The organism is Piscicoccus intestinalis NBRC 104926 (assembly GCF_001515525.1).
In the GTDB taxonomy this organism is placed as follows: domain Bacteria; phylum Actinomycetota; class Actinomycetes; order Actinomycetales; family Dermatophilaceae; genus Kineosphaera; species Kineosphaera intestinalis.
The window spans coordinates 1-5666 of sequence record NZ_BCNQ01000213.1; the positions used below are offsets into that span (position 1 = coordinate 1).

Genomic DNA, 5666 nt, shown 5'->3' on the forward strand with positions numbered 1-5666 from the left:
CGCGGCCCGGCCGACGCGGGGGTGAGGCCGTCGAGCCGGCCGCCCACGCGGCCGGGGACGGGAGCGGACCGGCTGAGGAGCTGGCCGATCCCTACGGTGGGCGGGGCGAACGCTCCTACTCCAGCGAGCGCCTCTCCCCGGACGCCGAACGCGACCTCGCCGAGTACGAGCGCGCCGACGACCTGTTCGACGAGGAGGACCGCCGGATGATGGGCGGCTCCGCGGGCCCCACGGGCGGCTCCGGAAGCGGCTCGGGGCCGACGCCCGACACGCGCAACGGCCGCGAGCCGGGGTCACCGCGTCCCGGTCAGTGACGGCCGGCCGAGGGCGGAGACGAGAACGACTGACACACTCGGATCCGAGCGTTGTCGGCGCGCTTGTGACCTGCGGTGATGCGCGGGCTCAGTTGCCGCGGGGGCGAGTGTGTATGCCAACTTCGTCTCGCTCCGGGGCCGGCCCGCGTCCTGGGCGGCTCTCGGCGGCGCCGGGAGGGCTGCGGAGGGCTCCGGGGGGCCGGCCGAGGGCCGGAGACGAGAACGACTGACACACTCGGATCCGAGCGTTGTCGGCGCGCTTGTGACCTGCGGTGATGCGCGGGCTCAGGCGTCGCGGGGGCGAGTGTGTATGCCAACTTCGTCTTCGGTCCGGCGCCGGCCCGCGGCCAAGGCGCTCCAGGGGCTGGCTGCGAGCGGCTCCGGGGGTTCCGGGTGGCTCCGGTGTCGGCTGCGAGGCGCAACAGTCGTCGGCACGGGCAGCGCCACGCCCACGCCCTCGGCGGACGGGCCCGGCTCATCGGCGCGGACGCCAGGTGGTGGCTGGACTAATCCCCGCGCGAGGGGCCTTGCCGACCCCGCATCCCGGCCGATGGGAGATCAGGCGGACGCGGTGAGGGGCGAGCAATGGCGGGCAGATCGACGCGGTCGCGCCTCGTCGATGTGGGCGCGATGGCCCGGCGGCTCACGGGCGCGGACCTCGGCGCGCCCTCCGGCAGGTCCGGTTCGCGCGCATCCGGGTCTTCTCGCGCACCCGGGTCCGACACCGACGACCCCGAAACGGGTGCACCCCCGCGCAGGCTCGACTCCCGTGCCGACGACCTCGACACCGAGTCCGGCCCCGGCCTCCTAGGCGTCGTCGGCGGCGGGTCCTCCGCGGAGCCAGGCGTCGACGGCCTCGGGTCCTCCGAGGAACCCAGCTCATCCCAGGAGGGCGGGTCCCCCGGAGGGCCCGCCTCATCAGGGGAGGGGGAGCCCGGCGACACCGGCTCCCCGAGCCCGACCGGGGCGCGTCGAGGCCGGATGCCGTGGGTGTTCTTCGGCGTCGGGCTCGTCGCGGGGCCGGTGACGTTGACGATGGCGATGCGCAGCTACTACCCGCAGCTGGGGATCAGCGAGTTCTGGGCGGTCATGTCCACGAGCGCCGTCGTGCTCAGCGCGTGGTGGCCGGGGCGCGGCGTGCCGCGCGACCGGGCGTTCTGGCTGGTGGCGGGTGCGCTGACCGCCTCCGTCGGCGGGTGGGGCGCGGTGGTGCTCGGGATGGGCTGGCCGGCGGCGTGGACCGCCGTCGTCAACGTGCTCATGGCCGTGCTCGCGCTGGCGATCTACCGGGCCGGGCTGCCCGGCGACGGACGGCAGTCCTGGGCGCCGGGAGCCCCCGGGCAGCTGGCTGCGTTGCTGGGGGCCTGCATCACCGCGGCGCTGCTCGGCGCGGTGTTCGGCGGCTACCCGGGGCTGCAGCCCGGGGCGCTCGACCCGCGCGGCGTGCTGTGGTGGACCTCCCGCGACCTCGTCAACCTGTGGATCGGCACGTCGACGTTCTTCCTGCTGCTCTACTGGCGGCGCCCGGCCGTGCTCACCCCGCCCTCGACGTGGCACGCGGTGGCGATCTGCGCGACCGGCGCCGTGTGCATGTACCTGCCCCGCGCCTTCCCGGACCTGCCGATCAGCTGGATCTCGCTGGCTCCGGCGCTGTGGGCGGGCATGACCCTGACCCCCATCGGCGCGGCCGCCTACGCGATCTACGCGGCGGCGGCCTCGGTCATCGCGGCCGGCCTGTACGACCAGGAGCCGGGCTACTCCGGCATCATCTCGGTGCCGATCGTCATCGACCTCATGCTGGTGTTCTGCAGCTTCCTGACGATCCTGCTCGCGCTCTTCCGCGACCAGCGGGCCCGGCTCGCGCACGCGCTCGACGTGGAACGCGCGGCCGCCCAGGACACCAGCGACCTGCTCGAGGCCGTCTTCGAGACCATGAGCGACGGCATGCTGCTGGCCACCCCGGGCGGGCGCGTCGTCATGCACAACCAGGCCGCCCGCCGCATGCTGGGCCGCGCGATCCCCGACCGGGCGCCGGACTCGTGGACCGCCTACTTCGGCGTCCGCACCGCCGACGGCTCCCGCCCCGCGCGCGACGACGAACTGCCGCTGTCGTTCCCGGACGCCGCCCGCAGCACCCCCACCCGCATCTTCACGATCACCAACTCCGACGGCGACCGGCGGATCGTGGCCCTCACCGGTCATCTGCTCGACAGCCCGCACGGCCGGCGCGTCATGTTCCTCTTCCACGACATCAGCGCCGAGCACGCCCGCGACCGGCAGCTGCGCGGCTTCGCGGGCACGGTGGCGCACGACCTCAAAGGTCCGCTGACGGCGCTGTCGGGCTGGGTCGAGGCCGCCGCCGACGAGATCTCCGTCGACGACACCGCCGCCGGTCGGCAGGCCCTCGCGCGGGCCCGCGCCGCGAGCACGCGAATGCGCCGGCTCATCGACGACTACCTCGCGTTCACCGTGGCCCGGGAGGGCCTGCTGCGCCTGCGGGAGGTTCCGCTGGAGCCGGTCACCCGGGAGGTCGTCGACGGGTTCGCCGACGCCGACCGGCGCCTTCGCCGGCACCGTGGCCCACGACCTCAAGGGGCCGCTGGCCGCGGTCGCCGGCTGGCTCGAGGCGGCCGACGACGAGCTGGCGGCCGGTGACCCCGTCTCCGGGCGTCGGGCGCTGCTGCGCGCGCGCGAATCCAGCGGGCGCATGCGCGGACTCATCGACGAGTACCTGTCGTTCACGGTGGCCCGCGACGGCGCGCTGCGCATGTCGAGCGTGCCCCTGGAGACGGTGGCGCGCGAGGTCGTCGCCGACGTCACGGGCAACGGGCCGCGCGCGCCGCGCATCGAACTCGACATGCACCACCGCGTGCGCGGCGACCGCGGCCTCATCCGCCAGCTGCTCGCCAACCTCGTCGGCAATGCCGTGAAAGACGCGCGGCCCGGGGAACCGGCGCGGATCACCCTGCGCAGCACCGCGGGGAGCCGGGCTGGGTGCGCCTGGAGGTCGCCGATGCCGGAGTCGGTTTGCAGCCCGGCGACGAGGAGAAGATCTTCGCCGCGTTCTCGCGCAGCTCCAAGGACGCGGACGCCTACGCGGGCATCGGCCTCGGGCTGGCGCTGTGTCACTCGATCGTCAGCCGGCACGGTGGCACGATCAGCGCCGGCGACAACGCCGACGGCGGCGCGACGTTCACCGTCGTGCTGCCCGCCGGGTAGGACCGCCCCGTACCCTGGCCGCAGACTCCGCCCGGGCACGGCAGCCCGGGCGACGGGCAGCGCGCGGGAGGCGATCATGCGGCGACACCCCCACCCACTCCACGGCCTGAGCAGCGGCGACACCGGCAAGATCGTCGCGGCCGACCAGGCCGTGCACCTGGTGCGCGACGGCGACACGATCGCGACAGGCGGGTTCGTCGGCATCGGGTTCGCGGAGAACATCGCGGTCGCGCTCGAGCGGCGCTTTCTCGGGCTCGACGACCGGGCCGACTCCGGGCACCCGCGCAATCTCACGCTCGTCTACGCGGCCGGGCAGGGCGACGGCAAGGACCGCGGGCTCAACCACTTCGGCCACGAGGGCATGGTGGCGCGCGTCATCGGCGGTCACTGGGGGCTGGTGCCGAAGATGCAGGCGCTGGCGGTGCAGAACAAGATCGAGGCCTGGAACCTGCCGCAGGGCGTCATCACCCACCTGTTCCGCGACATCGCCGCCGGCAAGCCCGGCACGCTGACCCGGGTGGGGCTCGACACGTTCGTCGACCCGCGCCACGGCGGCGGCAAGCTCAACGAGCGCACGAGCGTCGACCTCGTGCGGCACCTGGAGATCGACGGGCAGGACTACCTGTTCTACAAGGCGTTCCCGATCGACGTCGGCATCATCCGGGCCACGACCGCCGACCCCGACGGCAACCTGACGTTCGAGCGGGAGGCGCTGACGCTGGAGGCGCAGGCGATCGCGATGGCGGCCCGCAACTCCGGCGGGGTCGTCATCGCGCAGGTCGAGCGGGTCGCCGACCGGCACACGCTGAACGCCCGGCAGGTCAAGGTGCCCGGGATCCTCGTCGACTGCGTCGTCGTCGCCGAGTCGCCCGAGCTGCACCAGCAGACGTTCGCCGACCCGTACAACCCGTTCTTCTCCTGCGAGCTGCGGGCCCCCGCCACCAGCGTGCCGGTCATGCCTATGAGCGAGCGCAAGATCATCGCCCGGCGGGCGGCGATGGAGCTGGAGGCCGACGACGTCGTCAACCTCGGCATCGGCATGCCCGAGGGGGTGGCCAGCGTGGCCGCCGAGGAGCGGATCATCGACCTGCTGACGCTGACGGCCGAGCCGGGGGTCGTCGGCGGGATCCCCGCGGGGGGCCTGAACTTCGGGGCGGCGACCAATGCGCAGGCGATCATCGACCAGCCCAACCAGTTCGACTTCTACGACGGCGGGGGCCTGGACATCGCGGTGCTCGGGCTCGCGCAGGCCGACGCGCAGGGCAACCTCAACGTCTCGCGGTTCGGGTCGCGGCTGGCGGGCGCCGGGGGCTTCGTCAACATCTCCCAGAACGCGCACTGCGTCGTGTTCGTCGGCACGTTCACCGCGGGCGGGCTGGAGTGCCGGGTCGAGGACGGGCACCTCGTCATCGTCCGCGAGGGCACGCAGCGCAAGTTCGTGCGTCAGGTCGAGCACCGCACGTTCTCCGGGGCGCAGGCCCTGCGCGACCAGCGGGAGGTGCGCTTCGTCACCGAGCGGGCCGTGTTCAAGCTCGTGCCCGGCGGGCTGGAGCTGCTGGAGATCGCCCCGGGCATCGACGTCGAGGCAGACGTGTTGGCGCACATGGACTTCGAGCCGATCCTGAACGCCGACCCCGCGCACATGGTGCACATGGACCCGCGGATCTTCGAGTCCGAGCCGATGGGCCTGCGCACCCAGCTGCTCGACCGGCCGATGTACCAGCGGCTCACGTTCGACGCCGCCAAGGACCGCTTCTTCATCGACTTCGGCGGCCTCGACATCCGCAGCACGACCGACATCGACCGGGTGCGCCGCGCCGTCGAGCACAACCTCGTGCCGTTGGGTCGCAAGGTCGAGGCCGTCGTCAACTACGACCGGTTCACGATCCTGCCCGACCTCGTCGACCCCTACGTGCACATGGTCGAGGGGCTCATGGAGCGCTTCTACACCGACGTCACGCGGTACACCTCGAACGCCTTCCTGCGCGCCCGCCTCGACGAGGCCATGAGTCACACCGAGTTCGTGCCCAACCTCTTCGAGAACCGGCAGGAGGCCGAGGCGCGGCTGCGCGGCCGGTGAGGCCGGCGGGTCAGCGCGGAGTCGGCGCGGGGCCGGCGGTGGGCCGGCTCAGC

General features: G+C 73.5%; 3 protein-coding genes and 2 pseudogenes. All 5 read left to right on the forward strand.

Features of this window, described 5'->3' with window-relative positions; translation table 11 throughout:
- Positions 1-314: hypothetical protein (locus PINTE_RS23465; protein WP_217996665.1), on the forward strand; the 314-nt coding region annotated here is incomplete at its 5' end.
- Between the two features lie 1794 nt (positions 315-2108).
- Positions 2109-2771: pseudogene (locus PINTE_RS25165) on the forward strand (histidine kinase dimerization/phospho-acceptor domain-containing protein); the annotation flags it as partial.
- 118 nt (positions 2772-2889) lie between these two features.
- Positions 2890-2997: pseudogene (locus PINTE_RS25170) on the forward strand (hypothetical protein); the annotation flags it as partial.
- Positions 2998-3308: 311 nt separating this feature from the next.
- Positions 3309-3533 (forward strand): sensor histidine kinase, encoded by a 225-nt coding sequence (locus tag PINTE_RS24660; RefSeq protein ID WP_068434175.1) that lies wholly within the window; start codon positions 3309-3311, stop codon positions 3531-3533.
- A 76-nt stretch (positions 3534-3609) separates the two neighbouring features.
- The gene (locus PINTE_RS20080; protein WP_068434177.1) at positions 3610-5613 is read left to right on the forward strand and encodes an acyl CoA:acetate/3-ketoacid CoA transferase; all 2004 of its coding nucleotides are present in this window, start codon (positions 3610-3612) and stop codon (positions 5611-5613) included.
- Positions 5614-5666: the final 53 nt, after the last annotated feature.

Coding starts and splice junctions, on each gene's coding strand:
- PINTE_RS20080 (WP_068434177.1), top strand. CDS start 3,610: ATGCGGCGACACCCCCACCCACTCCACGGCCTGAGCAGCGGCGACACC.